Raw genomic sequence first — 21,662 nt, 5'->3', positions numbered from 1 at the left:
TGACCTGCGCGATCTGGCACAACCGCACCACCGGCCAACCCGTCACCCGATCACTCATCGCCTACGACCACTGACCCACTTCGGAACTACTCGTCTAGGACGGGTGGTCCCGCAGCCGGTCAGTGGCCGTGGGCGGTCTGTGCGCGGGTGACGGGTCGGTCGTTGGTGCGGTGGCACCGGGTCGCGCAGGTCAGGGCGAGGATCCGCCGAACTCAACCGACTTCGGAACTGCTCGCCCGGCGCCCCGGTCGGGTGTCCGCCCCGCCCGCTCCCGCCCGGCCCCGCCCCGTCAACGGCCCTTCAGCGGCCCTTCAGCGGCCCGTCAGCGGCCCTCCGGGGCGGCGCGGCCGACGATGGTGCCCGCGCGGTCGATGCAGATCACGTCGACGGTGACGGGGGCGCCGAGCAGCACGTCGAGGGCGGTGGCGCGGGCCCGTTCGGCCACCAGGTCGCCGAGCGGGACGCCCGCCGCGGTGCACAACTGCACGGCTTCCAGGGCGGTGTTGGCGGCGGCGACCCGGGCGGCCAGCTGCTCGTCGGCACCGCCTTCCCTTGCCAGGGCGGCGAGTTGGGCCTTGTCGACCTGGGAGCGGCCGGAGTGCAGGTCGAGGTGTCCGGCGGCGAGCTTGGAGAGCTTGGCGAAGCCGCCGCAGACGGTGAGGCGCGGAACCGGGTGCCTGCGCAGGTACTTGAGGACGGCTCCGGCGAAGTCGCCCATGTCGAGCAGGGCGTCCTCGGGCAGGCCGTACTCGGCGACCACGACCTTCTCGGAGGTGGAGCCGGTCGCGCCCGCGACGTGGGTGTGCCCGGCGGCGCGGGCCACGTCGATGCCGCGGCGGATCGAGTCGATCCACGCCGAGCAGGAGTACGGGACGACGATGCCGGTGGTGCCGAGGATGGACAGGCCGCCGAGGATGCCCAGGCGCGGGTTCCAGGTGTGCCGGGCGATCTCCTCGCCGTGGTCGACGGAGAGTTCCACCTCCACGTCGCCGGACGCCCCGAACTCCCGGGCCACTTCGGCGACCGCCTCGCGCATCAGCTGCCGCGGCACCGGGTTGACGGCCGGTTCGCCGACCGCCAGCGGCAGGCCGGGCTTGGTGACCGTCCCGACGCCCGGTCCGGCCCGGAACACCACGCCGCTGCCCGGCGGGCCCGGCCGCACGGTGGAGCGGACCAGCGCGCCGTGCGTCACGTCGGGGTCGTCGCCCGCGTCCTTGACCACCCCGGCGGTGGCCCGGCCCGGCGCGAGCTCCTCCACCGCCAGCGCGAACGCGGGCCGCTCGCCCTTCGGCAGGGTGATCACCACCGGGTCGGGGAAGCCGCCGCCGAGCAGCGCCGTGTACGCCGCCTTGGTCGCGGCCGTCGCGCACGCGCCCGTCGTCCACCCGGGCCGCAGCCCGCTGCTGCGCAGCTGTCCCTGGCGCCCGCCGCCCACCGGGCCGTCCTGCGCCGCGCCACCCACCGCGCTACTCACCGCTCGTTCCACCGCTCACCGCTCGTCCCGCTGCTCACCGTGCCACTCACCGCTCTCCTCGCCGCTCCCACTGTCTCACCGTCGTCCCGTCCCACCGTCGTCCCGTCCCACCGTCCCACGCCGCCCCCGTCGGCCGCCCGGTTAGGGTGGTGTGTCCTGCTCGCACCGGCCCAGGGAGTCCGCATGCACGTCCTGATCCTCGGCGGCACCAGTGAGGCCCGCCGGTTGGCGGACGTGCTGACGGCCGATCCGGCGCTGCGGGTGACCAGCTCGCTGGCCGGGCGGGTGGAGCGGCCGCGGCTGCCCGCGGGGGAGGTCAGGGTCGGCGGGTTCGGCGGCCCGGCCGGTCTGGCGGCCTGGCTGCGGGCCCACGCCGTGGACGTACTGCTGGACGCCACCCACCCGTTCGCGGAGCGGATCAGCCGCAACGCGGCGCTGGCCGCCGCCGACGTGGGCACGCCGCTGCTGGCGCTGCGCCGCCCGGGCTGGGTGCCGCAGGACGGCGACCGCTGGCACCCGGTGCCGAGCCTGGCCGCCGCCGCGGAGGCGCTGCCCGCGCTCGGCACCCGGGTGTTCCTGACCACGGGGCGCCAGGGCATCGCCGCTTTCGCGCACCTGGACGGGCTGGTCTTCCTGGCGCGTTCGGTCGAGCCGCCGGTGGCGCCGATGCCCGCCTCCACCGAAGTGCTGCTGGAGCGCGGCCCGTTCACCCTGGACGGGGAGCGGGCGCTGCTGCGGGCGCACCGCATCGAGGTGCTGGTGACCAAGGACAGCGGCAGTGCCGCGACCGCGCCCAAGCTGACGGCGGCCCGCGAACTCGGCCTGCCCGTGGTCGTGGTGCAGCGCCCGCCGGCCCCGGCGGGGGTGCGGACCGCCCCGGACGTGGCCGGGGCGGCCGACTGGGTCAGGCAACTGGTGGGCTGACGCACCGTCAATTCGCCCGCTACGCCTCGGGGTAGCGGCGCGGCGTCCACACCACTTCGGCTCCGCCGCCGCGTCGCACCCACTGGGTCTGGGTGGAGCCGACCAGCAGCAGGGTGCGCATGTCGACGTCCGCCGGGTCGAGTTCGGCGAGCGCGACGGTGCGGATCCGCTCGGTGGGGCCGCCGACGTCCCGGGCCAGCACCACGGGGGTCTGCGGGGAGCGGTACTCCAGCAGCAGGTCGCGGGCCGAACCGACCTGGGTGGTGCGGGACTTGGAGCCGGGGTTGTAGAGGGCGAGCACCAGGTCGGCCTCGGCGGCGGCGCGCAGCCGGCGGGCGATGACCTCCCAGGGCTTGAGCCGGTCGGAGAGCGAGACGACCGCGTAGTCGTGGCCGAGCGGCGCTCCGATCCGGGAGGCGGCGGCGTGCGCGGCGGTCATGCCGGGCAGGACGCGGACGGGGACGTCCCGGTAGGGGTCGGTGCAGGCGGCTTCGAGGACGGCGGTGGCCATCGCGAAGACGCCCGGGTCGCCGGAGGAGACCACGGCGACGCGGCGGCCGCGGCGGGCCAGTTCGAGGGCGAATTCGGCCCGGACGCCTTCGACCTTGTTGTCGGAGCCGTGCCGGAGCTGTCCGGCGCGGACGGGCACTCGGTCCAGGTAGGTGGTGTAGCCGACCAGGTCGGTGGCGTTGGCGAGGGCGCCGCGCGCCTCGGGGGTGAGCCACAGCGGCCCGGCGGGCCCGGTGCCGACCACGACGACCTCGCCGACCCCGTCCGTCCCCGCCGAGCCGTCCGGCGCTCCGTCCGGCGCTCCGTCCGGCGCTCCGTCGAGCGGGTCCCCGGCGGCCCCGGCGGCCCCGGCGGCCGCGTAGGGCTGCCCGGCGGAGTCGAGCGCGGCGACCTTGCTGGGCAGCACGGCGACGGAGAAGTACGGGACGCCGTCCGGGTCGACGTCGGCCAGCCGTCCGGTGCGTTCGCCGTCCATGGTGGCGCGTTCCACGTACCGGGCGTCGTCGAGGCGGCCGGCCCGCTCCAGGGCGCGGCGGACGGCGGGGAAGGTGCGGCCGAGCTTCATGACGACGGCGGAGTCGGTGGCGGCGAGGCGGGCGGCGAGTTCCTCCTCGGGGAGGGTGCCGGGGATGATCGTGAGGACTTCCTCGGCTTCGACGAGGGGGGTGCCGAGGCGGGCGGCGGCGGCGCTGACCGAGGTGACGCCGGGGACGACCTCGGTCGGGTAGCGGTGGGCGAGCCGCTTGTGCATGTGCTGGTAGGAGCCGTAGAACAGCGGGTCGCCCTCGGCGAGGACGACGACGTCGCGTCCGGCGTCGAGGTGGGCGGCGAGCCGGGCGGAGGCTTCCTGGTAGAAGTCGTCGAGGGCGCCGCGGTAGCCGCCGGGGTGATCGGTGGTCTCGACCGTGACGGGGTACATCAGCTGTTCTTCGATCTGACGTCCCGTCAGGTACCGTTCGGCGATGGCCCGGGCGTGCGAGCGGCCGTGCCGGGCGCAGTGGTAGGCGATGACGTCGGCCTTGCCGATGAGTTCGGCGGCGCGCACGGTGAGCAGGGACGGGTCGCCGGGTCCGACGCCGACCCCGTAGAGCCTTCCGGTTTCCTGGTGGTCCGTCATTCTTCTTCGCTCGCAATCGCGTTGATGGCTGCGGCGGCGATGGCGCTGCCGCCGCGGCGGCCCCGGACGACGAGGTGCTCCAGGGCCGAGGGGTGGTCGGCGAGGGCCTGCTTGGACTCGGCGGCGCCGATGAAGCCGACGGGGACGCCGATGACTGCGGCGGGTCGGGGGGCGCCCGCTTCGATCATTTCGAGCAGGCGGAACAGCGAGGTGGGGGCGTTGCCGACGGCGACGACGGCGCCTTCGAGGCGGGGCAGCCAGAGTTCCATCGCGGCGGCGCTGCGGGTGGTGCCCATGGCGCGGGCGAGTTCGGGGACGGCGGGGTCGGTGAGGGTGCAGAGCACCTCGTTGTCGGCGGGCAGCCGCTTGCGGGTCACGCCGCTGGCGACCATGTTGACGTCGCAGAGGACCGGCGCTCCGGCGAGCAGGGCGCGGCGGGCGTCGGCGACGGCGTTCGGCGACCAGAGCAGGTCGTCGACGAGGTCGGTCATGCCGCAGGCGTGGATCATCCGGACGGCGACCCGGGCGACGTCGGTGGGCAGGTGGGCGAGGTTCGCCTCGGCCCGGATGGTGGCGAAGGACTGGCGGTAGATGGCCGCGCCGTCCTTCTCGTAGTCGATCATTTGGGCCTCCGCCATTGGGCGTTGCGGGCTTCGGCGACTGCCTCGGCCGTCTGGTTCTCTTCGGTGTCGCGGACGGTGCCGTCGACGGTGACGCGGTGTCCGGCCGCCGTGGCGAGGACGTCGACCCAGCGTCCGGCGGGGTGCCCGCAGCGGCGGGCGCAGCCGGACCAGTGGACGGGGAGTCCTTCGGCGGGGACGTCGGTGTGGGCGCGGGCGGCCTGGGCGCGGACGTCGGCGAGGGACTTCGCGCAGCCGGGCAGGCCGGTGCAGGCGGTGACGCCTTCCCAGGGGCCGCCGGGGGTGGTGCGGAATCCGGCGTCGGCGAGGTGCGGGAGCCGGGCGGGGTCGGCGCCGGGCAGGACGGCGCCGCGCCAGGGGGTGAGCCGGGCGGTGCGGTCCGCGGGGAGGGTGTCGGCGAGCAGCCGCCACTGGGTGCTGGTGGCGCGGCCGAAGCGCAGTCCGACCGAGAGGCCGTCGCCGACCTGTCCCAGTAGCGGTTGTTCGCCAGCGAAGGGCGGGAGGGGGACGGTGCCTTCGGGGAGTTCGGGCTGGATCTCGCGGGGGTGCCAGGCGCGTCCGGCGGCGAGGTGGTGGAAGCCGCGGGCGGCGTCGAGGGCGGCGGGGACGGGTGCGTCGACGGCGGTGGCGCGGCGGGCGCGGCCGAGGCGGAGCAGGGCGCGGCCGTCGCCGACTGCGATCAAGGTCACATCGGCGTTGAGTGCGGCGACGTCGCCGCGGCCGTCGTCGAGGGCGAACAGGAACTTCCCGGACAGGGCGGCGGCCCACGGGGCGGCGCACAGCGCCTCGTCCAACTCCCTTACCCAAGTGTCGAGTTCGGTGCCGCCTGTGCCGCGGCCGTCGATTCCGGCGAGCGGGGAGGCGACGATGTTGCGGACGCGTTCGTGGGTGTCGGAGGGCAACAGGCCGACGGTGCGCAGGCGTTCGGCGAGGTCGGCGGCGCAGGCCCCGTCGAGGCCGCGCAGCTGGGCGTTGCCGCGGGAGGTGATCTCGATGCCGCCGTCGCCGAGGTCGTCGGCGGCGTCGGCGATCGCGTGCAGCTGACGGGTCGTCAAGTAGCCGCCGGGCAGGCGGAGTCGGGCGAGGTGGCCGTCCTCGGCGGGGTGCAGGCGGAGCGCGCCGGGGCAGGCGTCGGCGCGGCCTCGGTCGGGCCCGACGGAGGCCGCCTGGGCGGCGTCGGGTGTGGGTGGCATGGCGGCGAGCATACCCATCGGCCGCGTCGGCGCCACCGCTTCGTCCGTCACACCCCGGCGGGGTGCCCCGGTGGCCGTTGCGGGGCGATTGCCCAGCTCAGGGCGGTGCGGGCCGGGCTGTGGGGGTGCGGGTGGTCGGGTTTCGGTCAGCGTCGCAGCTCACACTCCCCCCGGGGCCGATCACCCCGTACGATGCTGGCGGGCGCCTCTCGGGGCGTCCGCTGCCAGCGACGGCACAGCGGAGGAAGTCCGGTGCGAATCCGGTGCGGTCCCGCCACTGTGACCGCGGCTCAGTGAGCCGCGGGAGCCAGGAACTCCGGCCGTCCTCCACTGCCCGGGGCGAGGACCCCGAGGAAGGCTGTTCCATGCGCTGCCGCATGCCTGCGCCCCGGGGGGTGCCCGCCGTCGTCGGGCCGTCCCGTGCCGTTCGCCGCCCGTCGCCCGTGCGCCCCGCCTTGCCGTCCTGTGCCGCCCTGCCGGTCAGCGCCGCCCCGGCCCTGCCGGTCAGCGCAGCCCTGCCCGTGTGCTCCGCCCTGCCCGTGTGCCCCGTGCCGTCCGAGACGCCCGGGAGGGCTTCCGCATGATCCTGCTGCTGTCGACGTCCGACACCGACCTGCTGAGCGCCCGGGCGGCGGACGGCCCGGTGCCGTTCCGGTGGGCGAACCCGGCGCGCCTGTCGCCGGAGGAGCTGCCCGCGCTGCTGGCGGGCGTGGAGCTGGTGGTGGTGCGGCTGCTGGGCGGGCGCCGGGCCTGGCAGGAGGGGTTGGACGCGCTGCTGGCGGGGCCGCGGCCGGTGGTGGTGCTGACGGGCGAGCAGGCGCCGGACGCGCAGCTGATGGAGCTGTCGAGCGTCCCGGCGGGCATCGCGGCGGAGGCGCACGCGTACCTGGCGCACGGCGGTCCGGCGAACCTGGCGGAGCTGGGCGCGTTCCTGTCGGACACGGTGCTGCTGACCGGGCACGGTTTCGCGCCCCCGGCGTCGGCGCCCGCGTGGGGTCCACTGGAGCGGGAGGCGCGCACCGCCGAGGGCCCGGTGATCGCGGTGCTGTACTACCGGGCGCACCACATGAGCGGGAACACGGCGTTCGTGGAGACGCTGTGCCGGGCCGTGGAGGACCAGGGCGCGCAGGCGCGGGCGTACTTCTGCGCGTCGCTGCGCGGCGCGGAGCCGGAGCTGCTGGCGGAGCTGGGCGCGGCGGACGCGATCGTGACGACGGTGCTCGCGGCGGGCGGCACGCGTCCGGCGGACGCGCAGGCGGGCGGCGACGAGGAAGCGTGGGACGCGGGCGCGTTGGCCGCACTCGACCGCCCGATTCTCCAGGCGCTGTGCCTGACCTGGTCGCGGGCCCAGTGGGAGGGCAGTGACGACGGCCTGTCCCCGCTGGACACGGCGACGCAGGTGGCCGTCCCGGAGTTCGACGGCCGGCTGATCACGGTGCCGTTCTCGTTCAAGGAGGTCGACGAGGACGGGCTGACGGTGTACGCGGCGGACCCGGAGCGGGCGGCGCGGGTGGCGGGCATCGCGGTGCGGCACGCCCGGCTGCGGCACACCCCGGCGGCCGAGCGCCGTCTCGCCCTCGTGCTGTCGGCGTACCCGACGAAGCACGCCCGGGTGGGCAACGCGGTGGGCCTGGACACCCCGGCGTCGGCGGTGCGGCTGCTGGAGCGGCTGCGTGCGGAGGGCATGGACCTGGGCGACAGCCTGCCGGGCCTGCACACGGAGACGGACGAGGGCCACGAGGGCGACGCGCTGATCCACGCGCTGATCGAGGCGGGCGGCTACGACCAGGCGTGGCTGACCGAGGAGCAGTTGGCCCGCAACCCGGTGCGCATCCCGGCGGCCGACTACCGGCGCTGGTACGCCACCCTCCCGGCGGCGCTGCGCGAGCGGGTGGAGGAGCACTGGGGCCCGGCGCCGGGCGAGCTGTACGTGGACCGTTCGCGCAACCCGGACGGCGACCTGGTGCTGGCGGGCATCCGCTCCGGCAACCTGCTGGTGCTGGTGCAGCCGCCGCGCGGGTTCGGCGAGAACCCGGTGGCGATCTACCACGACCCCGACCTGCCGCCCAGCCACCACTACTTGGCGGCGTACCGGTGGATCGCGGCGGACCGCGCGGACGGCGGTTTCGGTGCGCACGCGGTGGTGCACCTGGGCAAGCACGGCAACCTGGAGTGGCTGCCGGGCAAGACCGCGGCGCTGTCGGCGGAGTGCGGCCCGGACGCGGCGCTGGGCGATCTGCCCCTGGTCTACCCCTTCCTGGTGAACGACCCGGGCGAGGGCACCCAGGCCAAGCGCCGGGCGCACGCGACGCTGGTCGACCACCTGGTGCCGCCGATGGCGCGCGCCGACTCGTACGGCGACATCGCCCGGCTGGAGCAACTCCTCGACGAGCACTCGAACATCGCGGCGATGGACCCGGCGAAGCTGCCCGCGATCCGGGCGCAGATCTGGACGCTGATCCAGGCCGCGAAGCTGGACCACGACCTGGGGTTGGCGGAGCGGCCGGAGGACGACGGCTTCGACGACTTCCTGCTGCACGTGGACGGCTGGCTGTGCGAGGTGAAGGACGCGCAGATCCGCGACGGCCTGCACGTGCTGGGGCAGGCCCCGGCGGGCGCGGACCGGGTGAACCTCGTGCTGTCGATCCTGCGGGCGCGGCAGATCTGGGGCGGGGTGAGCGCGCTGCCGGGCCTGCGCGAGGCGCTGGGCCTGGACGAGGCGGCGCCGTCGCTGGGGGCGGCGGACGCGGCGGAGGCGGAGGCCCGTTCGCTGGTCGAGGCGATGGAGGCGGAGGACTGGGACCCGGCCGCGGTCGCGAAGGTCGCCGAGGGGCTGCCCGCCGCGGTCGCCGACGTGCTGACCTTCGCCGCGACCCAGCTGGTGCCCCGACTGTCCGCCACCACCGACGAGTTGGACGCGGTGCTGCACGCGCTGCAGGGCGGTTTCGTCCCGGCGGGGCCGTCGGGTTCGCCGCTGCGCGGGCTGGTCAACGTGCTGCCGACCGGCCGGAACTTCTACTCGGTGGACCCGAAGGCCGTCCCGTCCCGGCTCGCCTGGGAGACCGGCCAGGCGCTGGCGTCCTCGCTGGTCGAGCGCTACCGGGCCGACAACGAGGGGCAGTTCCCGCCGTCGGTGGGCCTGTCGCTGTGGGGCACCTCGGCGATGCGCACCGCGGGCGACGACATCGCGGAGGCGCTGGCACTGCTGGGCGTCCGCCCGGTGTGGGACGACGCCTCGCGCCGGGTGACGGGCCTGGAGGCCGTCCCCGCAGCCGAGTTGGGCCGTCCGCGGATCGACGTGACGCTGCGCATCTCGGGTTTCTTCCGGGACGCCTTCCCGCACGTGGTGGCGCTGCTGGACGACGCGGTGCGCCTGGCGGCCCGCCAGGAGGAGCCCGCGGAGCAGAACTTCGTCCGGGCGCACGTGCAGGCCGACCTGGCCGAGCACGGCGACGAACGCCGGGCCACGGTACGGGTGTTCGGCTCCCGCCCGGGCACGTACGGCGCGGGCCTGCTACAGCTGATCGACAGCCGGGACTGGCGCACCGACGCGGACCTGGCCGAGGTGTACACGGTGTGGGGCGGCTACGCGTACGGGCGGGGCCTGGACGGGCGGCCCGCGCGCGAGGAGATGGAGAGCGCGTACCGGCGGATCACGGTGGCGGCGAAGAACACCGACACCCGTGAGCACGACATCGCCGACTCGGACGACTACTTCCAGTACCACGGCGGCATGGTGGCCACCGTGCGGGCGCTGACGGGCGCCGCCCCGGCCGCGTACATCGGCGACTCGACCCGCCCGGAGGCGGTGCGCACCCGCACCCTGACCGAGGAGGCGGCCCGGGTCTTCCGGGCCCGGGTGGTCAACCCGCGCTGGCTGGAGGCGATGCGGCGGCACGGCTACAAGGGCGCGTTCGAGATGGCCGCGACCGTCGACTACCTGTTCGGCTACGACGCGACCACCGGCGTGGTCGCGGACTGGATGTACGAGAAGCTGACCGAGGAGTACGTGCTCGACCCGGTCAACCGGGAGTTCTTCGCCGAGGCCAACCCGTGGGCCCTGCACGGCATCGCCGAGCGCCTGCTGGAGGCCGCCGGGCGCGGCCTGTGGGCGGAGCCGGACGCGGCGCTGCTGGACGGGCTGCGGCAGGTGCTGCTGGAGACGGAGGGCGAACTGGAGGGCGAGTGACGGCGGACGGGTGGACGGGCGGGCGAGTGACGGCGGCCAGCCGGACGGGCGGCCAGCCAGCCGGACGGGCGGCTTCGGTCGAGGGCGCGTGAACGGGCGGGATCCGGGCAGGCTGGGGGCGACCTGGACATGCCGGTGATCGAATAGGGGTGCCTTCCGGCACCGCCGGACGGACAATCTGCCCATGAACCTGCGAACCGCCCTCACCCGACCCGCCCGCTACGGCGCGCTGGCCTCGGGCGCGCTGCCCGTCCTGACCTTCCCCGGCGCGGGCCTGGCCTGGCTGGCCTGGGGGGCGCTGGTGCCGGGGCTGGCGCTGATGCGGGCGGCGGGCGGGGCGCGCGAGGCGGCGGTGCGCGGCTGGTGGTTCGGGGCGGGGTTCATCCTGACGGGCATGTACTGGCTGATCCCGTCGATCGGCCCGGGCCTGCCGGTGCTGGCGGTGCTGTTCGGCGTGCTGCAGGCGCCGTTCGGTCTGGCGGCGTGGTGGCTGCTGCGCGGCGAGCCGACGCCGCGCCGTTCGGCGGCGGCGCTGGCGGTGCTGCCCGCGGTGTGGGTGTGCGCCGAGTACGCCCGTTCCTGGGGTGCGCTGGGCGGGCCGTGGGCGGTGCTGGGCGCGACGCAGTGGGAGCATCCGGCGGTGCTCGGCCTGGCGTCCGTCGGCGGTGTGTGGCTGGTGAGTTGGGCGCTGGTCGCGGTGAACACGGCGCTGCTGGTGCTGGTGTGCGCGCGGGGGGTGCGGGTGCGCGCGCTGGCGGGGGCGACGGCGCTGGCGGCGCTGCTGGCGGGCCCGGCGGCGTTCGCGGCGCAGGCCGCTCCGGCGGTGTCCGGTTCGGCGTCGGTGGCGCTGGTGCAGGCGGGGTCGACGCCGGACGAGCGGGCCCGGTTGGAGGCGAACGTGCGGATCACCCGTTCGCTGGCGGGCCGCCCGGTGGACCTGGTGGTGTGGGGCGAGAGCTCGACCACCGAGGACCTGGACCGGCAGCGGGCGACGGTGGACCGGCTGGCGGCGCTGTCGCGCTCGACGGGCGCGCAGCTGCTGGTCGGCGAGGACGCCCGGAAGGCGGACGGCCGGATCTCCAAGGACGCGGTGCTGGTGGACGGTTCGGGCGTGCTGGCGCGCTACCGGAAGATCCGGCTGGTGCCGTTCGGCGAGTACATCCCGCTGCGTCCGCTGCTGGGCTGGATCGCCGGGGTGAGCGCCGCGGCGGGCGAGAACCGGGCGCCGGGCAGCTCGGTGCACCTGCTGCCGGTGGTCGGCCGGGACGGGCGGGCGCTGCCGGTGGGCGCGCTGGTCTGCTTCGAGTCGGCGTTCCCCGACATGTCGCGCACCGCGGCCCGGCAGGGCGCCGAGCTGATCGTCTACCAGTCGGCGACCTCGACGTTCCAGTCGACGTGGGCCCCGGCGCAGCACGCCTCGCTGGGGGCGCTGCGGGCCGCGGAGACCGGCCGCCCGGTGGTGCAGGCCGCGCTGACGGGCGAGTCGGTGGCGTACGACGCGCAGGGGCGGCGGCTGGCCCGGCTGGGCACGGACGAGTCGGGGTCGGTGACGGTGCAGCTGGCGCTGGCCGACCCGGCGGCCCGCACCTGGTACGTGCGGCTGGGCGACTGGGTGCCGCTGACGGCGCTGGCGGTGGTGCTGGCGGCGGCCGCGGGCGCCGCCGGGCCGGTGCTGCGCGACCGCCGCCGCCCGGGGCCGCCGCCGTCCGCGACGCCCACCGGCCTGCCGCCGGCCCGGGTCTGAGCCCCGCTACTGTCACTCCTCCTGCCCCTCCTGCCCCTCCTGTTCCCTTCACCCCTCCCGCTCCTTCACCCCTCCCGCTCCACCGCGTGGATGCCGAAGAGCGCGCCCTGCGGGTCGTGCAGGACGGCCAGCCGGGGCCCGTCGGGGACGTCGGTGGGCGGGAGGGTGACGGTGGCGCCGAGCAGGGCGGCGCGTTCGGCGCCGAGGTCGACGTCGGCGACCACGAAGTACGGCATCCAGTAGGGCGCGACCTCGGCGGGGAACTGGTCGGACATGTCCATCATGCCGCCGAAGTCGCTTCCGCCGAGGCCGAACCGGGTGTACATCTCGCCCGTGTTGACGCTCCAGCCGAACACCCGGGCGTAGAACTCGGCGGCCGACTGCGGTGCGCGGGTGGCGAGTTCGACCCAGCCGAGGGAGCCGGGGGCGTCGCGCAGGTCGACGCCGCGCAGGTCGGCGGGCTGCCAGGTGGAGAAGACCGCGCCGGTGGGGTCGGCGGCGACGGCGAACCGGCCCCAGTCCAGGGCGTCCGTCGGCGGGACGATCAACTTGCCGTCGGCGTCGGCGATTTCGTCGGCGGCGGCGTCGGCGTCGGGCGTGTGGAAGCCGATCGTCCAGGCGGTGGGCTGCTCGGGCTGCATCAACGGGCTGAGTCCGGCGACGAGTTGCTCGCCGAGGTGGAACCTGGTGTAGCCCATGGCCTTCTCGTCGGGGACGACTTCGGCGCGCCAGCCGAAGAGTTCGTGGTAGAAGGCTTTGGCGGCGGCCGGGTCCTTGGTGGCGAGTTCGACCCAGCAGGGCGCGCCGGGGCTCGGTTCGGTGGTGTTCACGGTCGGCTCATCTCCAGGATCAGTTTGCCTCGGGCGTGCCCGCCCTCCACCGCGGCCATCGCCTCGGCGGCGCGTTCCAGCGGGTAGCGGGCGGTGATGTGCGGGTCGAGGGTTCCGGCGGCGACGAGTTCGGCGAGGGCCGCGAGCGGGGCGGCGGTGCCGTCGCGCCGGACGTAGGCGCCGCCGAGTTCGGCGACGGTGTCCGGGTCGGCGGTGGAGACCAGCCGGCCGGGGGCGCGCAGGGCCCCGGCGACCTCGCGGACGGCGTCCCCGCCGATCAGGTCGAGCACGGCGTCCACGCCCTCGGGGGCGACGCCGCGCAGCCGGTCGGCGACGCCGGGGCCGTAGCGGACGGGGGTCGCGCCGAGCGAGCGGACGTACGCGGCGCTGCCCTCCCCGGCGGTGCCCAGCACGTCCAGGCCGCGGCCGCGGGCGATCTGCGCGGCGGCGCTGCCGACGCCCCCGGCCACGCCGACGACCAGCAGGGTCTGTCCGCGGTGCAGGCCGAGGTCGGCGAGCTGGTCGAGCGCGTCGTAGGCGGTGGCGGCGGCGACGGGCAGCGCGGCGGCCTCGGCGAAGCCGACGGTGCGGGGCTTGTGCGCGGTGGCGCGGGCGGAGAGCAGCGCCTCCTCGGCGAACGCGCCGCCGGGGGCGGTCCCGAAGACCTCGTCGCCGACCCGGAAGCCCTGCACGCCCTCGCCGACGGCGGTCACCACCCCGGCCGCCTCGCTGCCCATCACCAGCGGCGGGGCGGCGTCGGTGCCGAACCAGCCCTGCCGCTTCTTCCAGTCCGCGGGGTTGACCCCGGCGGCCACGACCCTGATCCGCAGCGTGCCGGGCCCGGGGACGGGCGCCGGCCGGTCCAGGAACTCCTGCTGCTCCGGCCCGCCGTACCCGACGAACCCGAATGCCTTCGCCATCCGGCCCTTCCTCTCCTCCGCGGCCCCTTGCCCCCTCCACCTTGCCGGGGTACCGGCCGGTAGCCCGGGGACGGGTGGGCCGAACGGGAGGGGGAACGCCGCCCGGGACGCCGGTTGTTCACATTGGAACCACGGTGTAGCGTCGACCGCGCACGATCCGGTTCGAATTTGAACAACATGGGCAGCCCCTCGCACCGGACCGCAGGCCTCCCCTACTCGCGGCCCCGGAGGGACCCGACATGACGCACCCCGAAACCACCCCCCAGCGGCCCGCAGCGACCATCCGCTCCCGGGTGCGCATCCCCCTCGCCTTCCCCGACGGCTACCGCGTCGAAGCCGAGGTCCGCACCTTCCACGGCCTCGCCGACGGCGCCGAACACCTCGCCCTCACCCTCGGCGACCCGTCCGCGGCCCCCGCCCCCCTGGTGCGCCTGCACTCCGAGTGCCTCACCGGCGACGTCTTCGGCTCCGCCCGCTGCGACTGCGGCCCCCAGCTGCGCGAATCCGTCCAGCGCATCGCCGAGACCGGCGGCCACCTCCTCTACCTGCGCCAGGAGGGCCGCGGCATCGGCCTCTACAACAAGCTCGACGCCTACGCCCTCCAGGACGCCGGCCTCGACACCTACCAGGCCAACACCGCCCTGGGCCTGCCCGAGGACGGCCGCGACTACACCGCCGCCGCCCAGATGCTCCACACCCTCGGCACCCCCGCCGTCCGCCTGCTCAGCAACAACCCCGACAAGGCCGCCCAACTCGCCGCCCACGGCATCACCGTCACCGAACGCGTCCCCACCGCCGTCCACCTCTCCCCCAGCAACCTGCACTACCTCCGCGCCAAGGTCGAGCACACCCGGCACACCCTCGCCCTGGCCCCCCTGGTCGGCTGACGACGGGCCCCCGGGCCCCACCCGGGTCAGGCGCCCAGGCCCGGGACCCAGACCAGGCGCAGGACGTCGATCGTGCGCTCGTCGGCGTTGACGAAGAGCTCCGCGGTGACGGCCGGGGCGAGGACGACGCTGCGCAGGTCGCCCCAGGCGTCGACCGGGGTGCCGGTCCGGTCGTCGAGGAGGACCAGGGCGGCGGTGACCAGCGCGAACAGGTCGCCGTCGGTCTTCGAGATCGCGATCATCGTGTGGGCCGGCTGGTCCTGCAGCCAGATCTTCCAGCTGCTCACGCCGCCGTCCCGGTCCGCCGCCCACCGGTGCGGACCGGCCCGTACCGAGCGCCGCCGCGCCGCGCCCGCCGCACCCGCCGCGCTCCGGACTCCGCCATCGCGGTCATCCGCTCGCCTCCCCTCGCGTCCCGACCGACCGTACCCCCTATCCGGCCGATCCGTCCTCACGCGGCTCCAGGAGGGCGCCGACGCCCGGGCTGCCGCCGCAGCGCCAGTTCGACGCTGCCGGACGGCAGTTCGGGACAGGGCTGCCCGGGACGCCCCGCTCGGGGACGCCGCTCCGCGGACCGGCCACCGCCCCCGGGTGCGTGCCGGTGGTGCGACGCCGGGGACTCCCGGCCGCGGGCGTGTCCTACCGCAGTGCCCCGGCCCCGCGCGGAGCACCTGCCCGGTACTCCTCGGCTTCGCGCTCCAGCACTTCGGCGGGCACCTCGCGGAACGCGGCGCCGGTCAGCGGCGCGGGCGCGGGCGCAGCAGGGCGGCGGTCTCAGTGCGGTGGTTCCAGGCGATGACGGCCAGCGGGAGCATGAAGAGGAACGGGGTGCCCGCGTTCTCGCCGTGCATGGCGGTGAGTTGGACGGCGAACGCGCAGAACAGGAAGGCGATCAGCGCCGTCGCGGCCGGTCCGGCCAGGCGGGGCAGCAGCAGGCCGATCGCGCCGGAGAGTTCCACCAGGCCGGTGAGGTACATGAACCAGTCGCCCGCGCCGATCGCGTCGAAGACCGTGGTGGCGTCCGGGATCGCGAGCAGCTTGGGCAGTGCGCTGGCCACGGCGAAGAACAGCGCCATCAGGATCCGCAGCGTCCGGACCGTCCGGCGCAGGGCCGTCCCGGGCGCAGCGGCGGTGGCGGGGGCGGAATCGGTGGCGATGACGGTGGCGGTGGCGGTGGTGCTGCTGGGCATCTCAGGTCTCCCCGGTCGGCGGGCATCGGTCTCACCGGCTTCGACGGCCGCCGCCCCGTGGACTCATCGGTGCCCGGCGGGGAATTCTTCCGCCCGCGGTCAGGGCGCCGGGGGGAGGTCCCACCAGCGGTCGGCACCGGCGCGGGCGAGTTCGGTGTCGTACTGGTGGGCGTTGAAGTGGAGGTCGGGCGGGCGGGCGCGCCTCGGTGCCCGCCCGGAGCGGGCCCTCGCCGGTGGCGGGCAGCAGGGGCGGGGCGTACGCGCCGAAGCCGCCGGGGCCCGTCGTGTCGGCCACCGGGTCCGCCCCGTCGACCCGGACCCGTACCTCGGCGGTGCAGCGCTCGGACGCCGGCACGTCGATCCGCAGACGGTTGAACACCCCGTCATCCCAAGGCCGGTGGACTCCGGGACGGGTGGTCTCGGGCGGCCTCCCGGTCGCTCCGGGTGGCCGGGCGGACACGGGGCGTCGAGGGCGGGACGGGCGGGGCGGGGCCCGCGTTGCGGGCGCGGGGTGGTGGGCGGACGGTGGAAGCAGCCGTGTCCGGCAGTCCGTCGCTGCGCGGCTGCCGCCCGTTCCCCGAAGAACCCCGAAGAACCCCGAAGAACACGGAGCGCGCGGAGCGTACGGAGAGCACGGAGAGCGCCATGACCCCAAGGCCACCGCCCGACCCCCCGGGCCCCGCCCCGGGCCCCGCTCCGGCCCCCCTCGCGGGCCCGGCCGGGGTGCCGCCCGGGGTGTCGCCCGGCCGACGGCCGACGGATCCGCACGCGACGGTGGCGGAGCTGGCCGACTGCCTGGCGGGGGCGGCGCGGGACGGGGAGGCGCTGGACGCGTTCCTGTACGCGGCGGGGATGCTGCAGGCCGCCGAGGACCGGCTGGCCGGTAGTTGGACGGTGCCGCGGCGCCTGGTCCGGCACCTGCAGGACGGGGCCGCCCCGGCCGCCGGGAGCCGGGCCGGGGCGGCGGCCCTGGAGCGGGCCGCGGCGGCGCTGGCCGGGCGCGCGCCCGCACTGGGGGCGGCCGTCCGGTGGGTGCGGGTGCTGGCCGCTGCGACGGACGACCTGGCCGCGCTGGTGCTGCGCCCGGCCCCGTTCCCGTCCGCGTTCCCGTCCGCGCTGTACCGGCGGCTGGACCGGCTGGCGGGGCAGTTGGACGGTCGGGCGGCGGGGCAGTTGGACGGTCGGGCGGACGCGCGGTCGGCGGGGCTGCGGCGGGTGCTGGGGTCGGCGGTGCGGCGGCCGCCGTCCTGCTTCTGCAGCTTCGACCAGTACCCGGCGGACCTGGTCGAGTTGGCCCGCCGTTTCGACGCCGTGCGGCCGCTGCCCGCCGACCTGCCGCTGCTGGTGGTGGGGGTGCGGACCTCCGGCAGCTACCTGGGCCCGCTGCTGGCGGCCGCGCTGCGGCAGGCCGGGCACCGGGCGGTGGCGGGCGGCACCGTGCGGCCGGGGCAGGCCGTACTGGCGGGCCGGGAGCGGGAGTTGGCGTGGCTGCTGGCGGCGGGCGGGCAGGTGCTGGTGGTGGACGACCCGCCGGTGACCGGGCGTTCGCTGCTGGAGGTCGCCACCGGCCTGTGCGCCAGGGGGTTCGCGGCGGACGCGGTGAGCGTCCTGGTCGCGGTGGAGCGGGAGCCGCCCGACCTCGGCCCGTTCCGGGTCGTCGCGCTGCCGGAAAGCGACTGGCAGGTAAGGGAGTTGGTCTCGCCGACGGCCGTGGAGGCGCTGGTCCGCCGGAGCGTCCCGGGCGCCGCCGGCTGGCCGCGCCTGGAGGTCGGCCCGGCCGTCTCCCCGGGGCGGGGCCTGCACCTCTCGCTGCCGGTGACGGGGCACCCGGCGGACGGGCCGCCGGTGCCGCTGCGGGTGGAGACCGTCGGGCTGGGGCACCTCGGCCGCCGGGCCGCCGAGTACGCCGCCGCCCTGCCCGGCCTGGTACCCGAAGTCCTGGCGCTGGAGGGCGGGTTGATGGTCCGCCGGGAGCGGCCCGGCGACACCCCCGTCTCGGCGGAGGCGGCGGCCCGCTACGTGGCCGCCCGGCAGCGGGCGCTGGCCCTCGGCGCGGACCGCACCGCCCGGCTGGTCGGGCGCGGGCCGGTGTGGGAGGAGGCGGGGCGCCTGTTCGCGCCGCTGTTCGGCCGCTGGGCGGCCGTGCTGCGTCCGCTGCTCGCCGACCCGGTGGCCCGTGCGCTCACCCGCGCCGCCCGGCCGTACGTGGTGGACGGGCGCACCTCGGCCGGGCGCTGGACGGGCCGGGACGGGCGGTGGGTGAAGACCGACTGGGCGGAGGGCGCGTTCAGCCACCTGGACCTGGCGAGCTGCGACCCGACCTGGGACCTCGCGGGCCTCGCCGTCTCGCTGACCGCGCTCGGGCGCCCCGGGGAGGCCGCCGAGGTCCGGGCCGGGTACGAGCGGCTCACCGGGGAGCGGATCGACGCGGCCCGCTGGTGCCTGGCCCAACTGGTGCAGGTGCGGCACGGGTTGGGCGACCGGCCGCTGGACCGGGCGGCGCGGCGGCGGGCCTCGGCGCGGGCGGTGCAGGGCTTCCTCGCCGAGGAGTACCTGGACGACCTGCCGACGCCCGGGGCCGGGCCGGGGGCGGGGTGGTGCGTGCTGGACCTGGACGGGGTGCTGGAGACCGATCCGCTGGGCTTCCCGGCCGGGTCGCCGCTCGGGATGCTCGCGCTGCGGGCGCTGCGGGCGCACGGTTTCCGTCCGCTGCCGGCGACCGGCCGTTCGCTGCCGGAGCTCCAGGACCGCTGCCGGGCCTACGGGTTGGCGGGCGGCGTGGCCGAGTACGGGGCGGTGGTGCACCTGCCGGGGCGGGCGCCGCTGCCGCTCGCCGACCGGGACGGTGCCGCTGTCCGGGCGCTGGCCGCCCGTTCGGCGGACCTGGAGGTCGACCCGCTGGCCCGCTGGACGGCCCGGGTGTCGCGGCGGCAGCCGGACGGGCGGCGCACCGGGCTGGACGGGCGCACCGCCGGGCGGATCGCCGCCGCGACCGGTACCCGGACGGTGCGGGGCGAGCAGCAGACCGACTTCCTGCCGCCGGGCGTCGGCAAGGCCGCCGGAGTGCGGGCGCTGCTGGCGGAGTTGGGCGATCCGGGCGCGGTGCCGGTGTTCGCCGCCGGGGACGGCCCGGCGGACCTGGAGCTGCTGCGCTGGGCCCGGCTGGGCACCGCGCCCGCCCACGCCCCGGCCGAACTCCGTTCCGCGGCGAGGGTTTCCGCCTCCGCCTACCAGGCGGGCCTGGCGGAGGGGGTCGCCGCCCTGCTGGGCCACCGCCCGGGCGGCTGCCCCCGCTGCCGCCCGCCCCGGCCCGCCCCGGGCAGCCGGGCCCTGCTGGCGCTGCTCGCCCTGCCGGAGGCGGGCCCGGCCGGGACGCCCGCCCGGCTCGCCGAACTGTCGTCCGCCGTCGGCGGGTTGGCCGTGCGCGGGGAACGGGGTCGGGGATGAGCACCGGCAGCCGGGTGCCCGTGTACGAGCTGATGGGGGTGCGCGAGGTCGCGGGCGGGCTGCTGCTGGTGCCGCCGGGGGCGGCGGGCCGGGCCGCGGACGGGCTCCGACTGCGGTGGGCCGCGCAGGAGTTGGGGCGCGGCCGGTGGGAGGCGGTGGCGCAGGGCTTCTCGGACGTGCTGGTGGCGCGCCGGTGCCCGGCGGACGGCGGCCCGCCGGTGCTGGTGAAGTGCCCGCGCACCGGGGAGGCGGTCCGGGCCCTGGTCCGCGAGCGGGACGCGGTGGCGGTGCTGGCCTCCCAGCTGCACTCCCCGGGCCTGCAGGAGCTGCTGCCGCAGACGGTCGACTCCCGGCTGGGCGCCCGCCCGCCCGTCCTGGTGCAGGAGGTGCTGCCGGGCGTCCCGGGTGACGTCCTGCTCTCCCGCCGCCCCGAACTGGCCGCCGCGGTGGCCGCGTCCGCGTTCCGGGTGCTGGACGAACTGCGCGGCGGGACGGGCGGTTCGAGCCGGGACGGGCGGTTGGCGGACGGCTGGCTGGGCCACCGGCTGGCGGTGCTCTCCGACCGGGTCCGCTGGTGCCGCAGCGCGGAGGGGACCGCCGGTCTGCTGGCCCTGCGCGCCTTCCTGCGCCGTGAGTTGACCGGACGGCCGGTCGAAGTGGCCTGGACGCACGGCGACTTCGTCCCCGGCAACCTGCTGTTCGGCGACCCCGCCCGCACCGGTCCGCCGCCCGACGCCGGACCCTCCGGCAACGGACCGCCCGTCACGGGTGTGGTCGACTGGGCGGACGCGACGGCCGACGGCCCGGCCGTGGTCGACCGCGCGACGTTCGCCCTCGCCCTGGGCTGGCTGCTGGAGGGCCGGTCCTGGGGCGAGCAGGTGGTGACGGCCCTGCGCACCGGCGCCCTGCACCGCCCCGAGGCCGGTGAACTCCCGCTCTCCGGAGCCCTGTTGGCCTGGCTCTGGCACGTCTCGGGCAACCTGGAGAAGTCCCGCCGCTTCGCCCGCAACCGCCGCTGGCTCCGCGAGGTCCTCGTCCCGGTCCTGCGCGAGCTCGCCGCCCGCCCCGCCCCGTCCGGGTGACGGCTCCCCCGCTCTGCCCTGCTCTCCCGTCACTCCCCGCGCAGCCGCGCCCGGGCGAATTCCACGGCCTCCAGGAGCTTCTGCTGGTTGCCCTTCTGGGCGGCCGTGAAGGCAACGGTGTGCGGGGAGGCGAATATCTCCCTCCGCGACGCTCCGTCCGGCACCGCGCGGCTCCCGGACGGGCCCCGGGTCTCGAAGGAGGTGTAGCCGTTCAGCACCGGGGTGGGCACCTGGGAGACCACGTCCACGATGTCGGCGACCGGAATGGTGACGTTCTCGGCTCCCCCGAGCCGGGCGAGGAGGGAGCGCCGGATCACGACGCGGTCCTCACTGACGATCACTCTGCCCGGATAGAACCGGATGACGACGGAGAACGGGGACTCGCTGGACACTTCTCTGGTCCTCGGGTGACGGGCGCTCTCGGGCGCAGACGGCGGGCAGGGCGGCCACCGTATCCCACCCGGGCGGATCCGTCCGTGTGCGGGTGGTCCTGCCGCACCGCGCCCGCACCGCGCCCGCACGTCGCCGGGGTGTTCGCGCCGCCGGGGTGCCCCATACTGGCCGGATGGACGCAGCAACCGGGCCGTTCCGGGCCGTTCCTGCCGAGGTGCGGCCCTACCTGGCGGAGCTGGTGCGCCGCACGCGCGCGGTGTGCGGCACCCGGCTGACCGGCGTGGTCGCGGTCGGCTCGCTCGCGCTCGGCGACTACCGGCACGGGCGCAGCGACGTCGACGTCACGGTCCTCGTGGAGGGCCCGCCGTCGGCCGCGACCCTGCGGGAACTGGCCGACGCCCTCGACCACCGGCAGCTGCCGTGCCCGGCGGCGGGGCTGGAACTGGTCGTCTACCCGGCGGACTTCGCCCGCGTCCCGTCCGGGGAGGCCGGCTACCTGCTGGACCTCAACACCGGCTCCCACCTGCCGGGCCGGGCCGCCTTCGACCCGGCCGGGGCGCCGTCGTTCTGGTACGTCATCGACCGTTCCGTGGCCCACCAGGACGGGATCGCGCTGTACGGCCCGCCCGCGCCGGAGGTGATCGCGACGCCCCGGCCGAAGGACCTGCACGCCGCGATCCGGGCCTCGGTGCGCGAGCACGACGACGGTGCGGGGCACCTCGCCGACAACCGGGTCCTCAACGGCTGCCGCTCCGTGGTCTACTGCCGCACCGGCCGCTGGCTCGCCAAGCGCGCCGCGGCCGGGCAGGTCGCCGCCGCGGAAGCGGACTTCCGCCCGCTGGTCGAGGCCGCGGTCCGCAGCTTCGAACGCCCCCGCTCCGCCGCCCTGCCCCTGCCCGGCCCGCAGGTCCGGGCGTTCCTCACCTGGGTGCGGGCCCGCGTCGACGAGGCCGCCGCAGCGCTCGACGCCTGACGACGCGGCCCGGCCCCGGCCCCGGCGAACCTCTCGGTCGGACCACGGCCTAGATGATTGATGCGAAGGGCTTGCTGGCACGCATGAGATGAAGCGAGGGAGTCCAAAGGTCGGTTGTGACGCCTGACCTGGACTCCCTCGCGACCGC

At 76.5% G+C, this 21,662-nt stretch carries 16 protein-coding genes and 1 riboswitch; of the genes, 7 read left to right on the top strand and 9 right to left on the bottom strand.

All coding sequences use genetic code 11. The features are described from left to right. Window positions 1–322: 322 nt before the first annotated feature. A complete protein-coding gene (locus OO57_RS33515) occupies window positions 323–1,474 on the bottom strand; it encodes a cobalt-precorrin-5B (C(1))-methyltransferase (RefSeq protein ID WP_234337617.1) in 1,152 nt (383 codons plus the stop codon). 183 nt (window positions 1,475–1,657) lie between these two features. Between OO57_RS33515 and OO57_RS33510 the strand changes: the two genes are divergently transcribed. Further along, window positions 1,658–2,398, top strand: a complete 741-nt coding sequence (locus OO57_RS33510; protein ID WP_033256541.1) for a cobalt-precorrin-6A reductase — start codon at window positions 1,658–1,660, stop codon at window positions 2,396–2,398. A gap of 19 nt (window positions 2,399–2,417) precedes the next feature. Here OO57_RS33510 and OO57_RS33505 read toward each other — a convergent pair whose 3' ends face one another. From OO57_RS33505 to OO57_RS47070, 3 genes are read right to left on the bottom strand one after another with little or no spacing between them, the layout of a single operon-like run. Beyond that, entirely contained in the window at window positions 2,418–4,025 is a 1,608-nt protein-coding gene (locus OO57_RS33505) for a precorrin-2 C(20)-methyltransferase (RefSeq protein ID WP_033256540.1), read from the bottom strand. Then, the gene (locus tag OO57_RS33500; RefSeq protein WP_033256539.1) at window positions 4,022–4,648 is read right to left on the bottom strand and encodes a precorrin-8X methylmutase; all 627 of its coding nucleotides are present in this window, start codon (window positions 4,646–4,648) and stop codon (window positions 4,022–4,024) included. The genes OO57_RS33505 and OO57_RS33500 overlap by 4 nt, the downstream gene beginning before the upstream one ends. Beyond that, window positions 4,645–5,859, bottom strand: a complete 1,215-nt coding sequence (locus OO57_RS47070) for a cobalamin biosynthesis protein CobG (protein ID WP_267885006.1) — start codon at window positions 5,857–5,859, stop codon at window positions 4,645–4,647. Before OO57_RS47070 ends, OO57_RS33500 begins: the two co-directional genes overlap by 4 nt. 241 nt (window positions 5,860–6,100) lie before the next feature. Then, window positions 6,101–6,176: riboswitch (cobalamin riboswitch) on the top strand. A 263-nt stretch (window positions 6,177–6,439) separates the two neighbouring features. Here OO57_RS47070 and cobN point away from each other — a divergent pair. Continuing rightward, window positions 6,440–10,048 carry a cobaltochelatase subunit CobN gene (gene cobN, locus OO57_RS33490; RefSeq protein WP_033256537.1) on the top strand — a complete coding sequence of 1,203 codons (3,609 nt, stop codon included), beginning with the start codon at window positions 6,440–6,442 and terminating at the stop codon, window positions 10,046–10,048. Window positions 10,049–10,232: 184 nt separating this feature from the next. Beyond that, window positions 10,233–11,792, top strand: a complete 1,560-nt coding sequence (gene lnt, locus OO57_RS33485; protein ID WP_033256536.1) for an apolipoprotein N-acyltransferase — start codon at window positions 10,233–10,235, stop codon at window positions 11,790–11,792. 65 nt (window positions 11,793–11,857) lie between these two features. On the opposite strand, the gene OO57_RS33480 is transcribed toward lnt, so the two are convergent. Both OO57_RS33480 and OO57_RS33475 read right to left on the bottom strand, forming a co-directional pair. Then, window positions 11,858–12,622 carry a VOC family protein gene (locus OO57_RS33480; RefSeq protein ID WP_033256535.1) on the bottom strand — a complete coding sequence of 255 codons (765 nt, stop codon included), beginning with the start codon at window positions 12,620–12,622 and terminating at the stop codon, window positions 11,858–11,860. Next, window positions 12,619–13,542, bottom strand: a complete 924-nt coding sequence (locus OO57_RS33475) for an NADP-dependent oxidoreductase (RefSeq protein ID WP_033256534.1) — start codon at window positions 13,540–13,542, stop codon at window positions 12,619–12,621. The genes OO57_RS33480 and OO57_RS33475 overlap by 4 nt, the downstream gene beginning before the upstream one ends. Window positions 13,543–13,781: 239 nt before the next feature. Here OO57_RS33475 and OO57_RS33470 point away from each other — a divergent pair, with 239 nt between their 5' ends. Beyond that, window positions 13,782–14,429: a GTP cyclohydrolase II gene (locus tag OO57_RS33470; RefSeq protein WP_033256533.1), complete on the top strand. Its 648-nt coding sequence runs from the start codon at window positions 13,782–13,784 to the stop codon at window positions 14,427–14,429. 26 nt (window positions 14,430–14,455) lie between these two features. Here the strand turns inward: OO57_RS33470 and OO57_RS33465 are convergent, their stop codons facing one another. Further along, complete coding sequence (locus OO57_RS33465) at window positions 14,456–14,716, bottom strand: hypothetical protein (protein ID WP_033256532.1); 261 nt, start codon at window positions 14,714–14,716, stop codon at window positions 14,456–14,458. 450 nt (window positions 14,717–15,166) lie between these two features. Further along, window positions 15,167–15,619 carry a DoxX family protein gene (locus OO57_RS33460; protein ID WP_033256531.1) on the bottom strand — a complete coding sequence of 151 codons (453 nt, stop codon included), beginning with the start codon at window positions 15,617–15,619 and terminating at the stop codon, window positions 15,167–15,169. A gap of 774 nt (window positions 15,620–16,393) precedes the next feature. Between OO57_RS33460 and OO57_RS33455 the strand changes: the two genes are divergently transcribed. Both OO57_RS33455 and OO57_RS44345 read left to right on the top strand, forming a co-directional pair. Beyond that, complete coding sequence (locus OO57_RS33455; RefSeq protein WP_033256530.1) at window positions 16,394–19,066, top strand: HAD hydrolase family protein; 2,673 nt, start codon at window positions 16,394–16,396, stop codon at window positions 19,064–19,066. Further along, a complete protein-coding gene (locus tag OO57_RS44345) occupies window positions 19,063–20,148 on the top strand; it encodes a phosphotransferase (protein WP_033256529.1) in 1,086 nt (361 codons plus the stop codon). The genes OO57_RS33455 and OO57_RS44345 overlap by 4 nt, the downstream gene beginning before the upstream one ends. A 29-nt stretch (window positions 20,149–20,177) precedes the next feature. Here the strand turns inward: OO57_RS44345 and OO57_RS33445 are convergent, their stop codons facing one another. Then, on the bottom strand, window positions 20,178–20,489 hold the full coding sequence (locus tag OO57_RS33445; protein WP_158715319.1) for a hypothetical protein: 312 nt from the start codon (window positions 20,487–20,489) through the stop codon (window positions 20,178–20,180). A gap of 224 nt (window positions 20,490–20,713) precedes the next feature. Here OO57_RS33445 and OO57_RS33440 point away from each other — a divergent pair, with 224 nt between their 5' ends. Further along, window positions 20,714–21,514, top strand: coding sequence for an aminoglycoside adenylyltransferase domain-containing protein (locus OO57_RS33440; RefSeq protein WP_033256527.1), 801 nt, complete (start codon window positions 20,714–20,716; stop codon window positions 21,512–21,514). Window positions 21,515–21,662 lie beyond the last annotated feature (148 nt).

The organism is Kitasatospora phosalacinea, assembly GCF_000717185.1.
In the GTDB taxonomy this organism is placed as follows: domain Bacteria; phylum Actinomycetota; class Actinomycetes; order Streptomycetales; family Streptomycetaceae; genus Kitasatospora; species Kitasatospora phosalacinea_A.
The sequence above is the reverse complement of the archived record's forward strand: the minus strand, read 5'-3'. Positions and strand labels throughout refer to the sequence as shown.